Origin of the sequence: Moorena sp. SIO2C4, assembly GCF_010672485.1 — a bacterium.
Lineage (GTDB): Bacteria > Cyanobacteriota > Cyanobacteriia > Cyanobacteriales > Coleofasciculaceae > Moorena > Moorena producens.
On record NZ_JAAHGN010000906.1, the window covers coordinates 1 to 3,159 of the forward strand.

Below are 3,159 nucleotides of genomic sequence, written 5' to 3' on the forward strand. Positions count from 1 at the left end.
TCGGGAATCGGGAATCGGGAGTCGGGAATCGGGAATCGGGAGTAGGGAGTAGGGAGTAGGGAGTATGGAGTAGGGAGTAGGGAATCGGGAGTAGGGAATCGGGAGTCGGGGTAAGCTATCAGCTATCAGCTATCAGTAACGGGCAAGATGCCCGTTCCACCCACCGGGTCAAACAGCTTTTAGGAGATGCACCCAACAAGGAAGAAACAAGTGGTAATAAACAAGTGGGAAAAAATCAAGTAGGCTAAAGTTTTTAACAAGAGAAAAAATTAGCGATGCTCGGTAAGATCCGCTACGCGATGCTCGGTAAGATCCGCTACGCGATCGCATAAATTCAAAAGTTACTGAGTCGATTCACTATCTTCGAGTTGACTTCAGTTTAAAACCCGCTTAACCACCATAGTTATTGCTTAATTGATTGCGTTTGATGTCAAGTTAACTATCAACAGTAAAAAAAACAAACATCAACCTGTATATTAGGTTTGTATAGCGTTTTTCATAGCTATGAGGTATATTCAATTTTATTACCTCTGTTCCCTGTTCCCTATTCCCTGTTGCCTTTGCTATATTAGTTTCACCGCAGCAATTAAGCTAAGATAAGCGAGAAAGCAGCCATCATTAGAATTAGGTATTGAGGAGTTGAGGAAATGGGTAATGCTATTGGTTTATTGTCCACACTAGGAACGCTAGTGCTGGTGAGTCTGGCTAGTTTAATGATTAAGTCGCAACCAGCATTTGCTCAAGCTGCCTACGGAAGTTATGTGGGAATCGGTCCTACGTTTGGTATTACAAAGGATGATGATGGAGAAGGTCAGCAAATTGGTGGATTAATTGCGTTTCGCTACAAATTCCTAGAAATCCCCATTTCCTTCCGGACACAAGCCCTGATTGGTGCTGGCACTGCTATTGTGCCAACAATTTCCTACGATTTCCCCCTTAACTGGCAAACCGATGCTTACGTGGGAGCAGGGGCTGTATTTGCTAGCGGTCACTCTCCCTCACCAGTAGGAGATAAGACAAGTTTTGCTATACAACCTGGTATTGATTTTATGATTCCTAATAGCCAAACGGTTTTGTTTGGTAATGCGATTATTGCTTTTGATGCCTATCGGGAGGGTGGCGGCGTGGCTGCCTCTGTTCAAGGTGGATTTGGTTTAAGATTTTAGTTTGAATCGTCGGGAGTCGGGAGTCGGGAGTCGGGAGTCGGGAGTCGGGAGTCGGGAGTCGGGAATATTTGCTCAGAAATGTTGAATCGAGTAGTAAACGATTACCAACATGGCTGATGTCTGTCTATCGTTGTTGTCAACACAGACATTCTTCCCCCTGTTCCCAGATCCGCTGTTCCCTATTCCCTATTCCAAAGTTCAACAAGTCTGCTTTTTACTTCAATTCAAAATAGCCCCGTCCGGTATAGTTTCTTGTTTCATTGTCCAAAATTGGCTCAGTACATGAATTTGCTTTAATCCCACAATTAAATTCAAACCAGGTATGAAAATCCACCACACTACCAGAGGTTCTGTGAGTCCTTCTTGTCGATACAGTTGGTTAACTGTGCGGTAAAGCCTGAACTGCACAATGTAAATCCAAACGATACCGACCAGGGAAAACCAACCAAACCACCCAGGCACATCGGGATCTAATATCCATAAGGCTTGTGGAACGGCGACACCTAAAAGGAACGGTAGTAAACACAGGTTACCGGACCAACCAGAATTGTTATAGTCTCGCAACTCTTCCTGAATGATCCACTTGTACCAACCGTAATACAGCGTTAATGTGGCTACGGATAGCAGCATCACTTTTACCAGAGGACGGGGTTTCCCAAGAGGTTGGTCAGACATAAGGCAAAACTATTGCATCGGAACATCACTCTGTATTTTAAAATCCCTTAACGTAAGCATTCAGCTATCAGCTATCAGCGAACAGCGATTAGCGCTACGCGCACGCTACTTGAGGTGCCGTCAGCTATCAGCTATCAGCGTGTCGCGTATCAGCTAATGCACTACAGATGGTGCTACTTGAGGTGCTATCAGCCACAAGCCTTGGCCACGCTACGCGAATGGCCAAGGCTTGTGGCTGACGGCTGACGGCTGACGGCTGACGGCTGAATGCTTACCCCTTAACAAAAATTAATACAATTTAAGGTAAAATAACAAAGCGTTGGACTGAGGCAGAGTAAGAACAAACACCATGGTGAAAGCACAAATTGGGATTATTGGCGGTAGCGGACTTTACAAAATGGCTGCTCTCAAGGATGTGCAGGAGGTACCGATTGACACCCCCTTTGGTCCTCCGTCCGATGCCGTGATGCTGGGAACCTTAGAAGGAACTACTGTAGCTTTCCTAGCTCGTCATGGTCGCAATCATCATCTGATGCCTTCGGAGTTACCCTTCCGAGCCAATATCTATGCCATGAAGCAGTTAGGCGTAGAGTATATCATCTCTGCCTCAGCAGTGGGTTCTCTCCAGGAAGAGGTCAAACCCTTGGATATGCTGGTACCGGATCAGTTTATTGACCGGACGAAGAATCGGGTTTCCACCTTTTTCGGGGACGGGATTGTGGCTCATATTGGGTTTGGACACCCGGTGTGCAACCAACTGGCGGGAATTTTAGTGGATGCGATCGCAAGTTTGGAGTTACCAGAGGTTACCGTACATAACGGTGGCACTTATCTGTGCATGGAAGGGCCAGCATTTTCCACCATGGCCGAATCTAATCTCTACCGCAGTTGGGGCGCAAAAGTAATTGGCATGACCAACTTGCCAGAGGCCAAGTTAGCACGGGAAGCCGAAATTGCCTATGCTACCCTAGCCCTCGTCACCGATTATGATTGCTGGCATGAGGATCATGACCATGTCACCGTGAATATGATACTTGATAATCTACAGCGCAATGCGATTAATGCTCAGAAGGTGATTCAAGAAACAGTGCGCCGGTTAGTTGATAATCCACCTGTTTCTAAAGCTCATTCTGCCTTGAAGTATGCTATTTTTACTCCCTTGGATCAGGCTCCAGAAGCAACTAAGGAGAAGTTGGAGTTGATATTGCGGAAGTATTTGTAAAATCGCCAAGAGCTAAAGGTGGCGCTGGATATATATAGCAATTCTCTTTCCCATGAGGTACAAAGGGATCCCCCTAAATCCCCCTTAAAAAGGGGA

Annotated in this window: 3 protein-coding genes; 2 read left to right on the plus strand and 1 reads right to left on the minus strand. The window is 46.0% G+C overall.

Translation table 11 applies throughout. The features are described from left to right. Positions 1–647: 647 nt before the first annotated feature. On the plus strand, positions 648–1,166 hold the full coding sequence (locus tag F6K20_RS31145; protein WP_009149152.1) for a hypothetical protein: 519 nt from the start codon (positions 648–650) through the stop codon (positions 1,164–1,166). 219 nt (positions 1,167–1,385) lie between these two features. Here F6K20_RS31145 and F6K20_RS31150 read toward each other — a convergent pair whose 3' ends face one another. Next, positions 1,386–1,841 carry a hypothetical protein gene (locus tag F6K20_RS31150; protein WP_009149151.1) on the minus strand — a complete coding sequence of 152 codons (456 nt, stop codon included), beginning with the start codon at positions 1,839–1,841 and terminating at the stop codon, positions 1,386–1,388. A 349-nt stretch (positions 1,842–2,190) separates the two neighbouring features. Here F6K20_RS31150 and F6K20_RS31155 point away from each other — a divergent pair, with 349 nt between their 5' ends. Then, entirely contained in the window at positions 2,191–3,063 is an 873-nt protein-coding gene (locus F6K20_RS31155) for an S-methyl-5'-thioadenosine phosphorylase (protein ID WP_287297310.1), read from the plus strand. Positions 3,064–3,159: the final 96 nt, after the last annotated feature.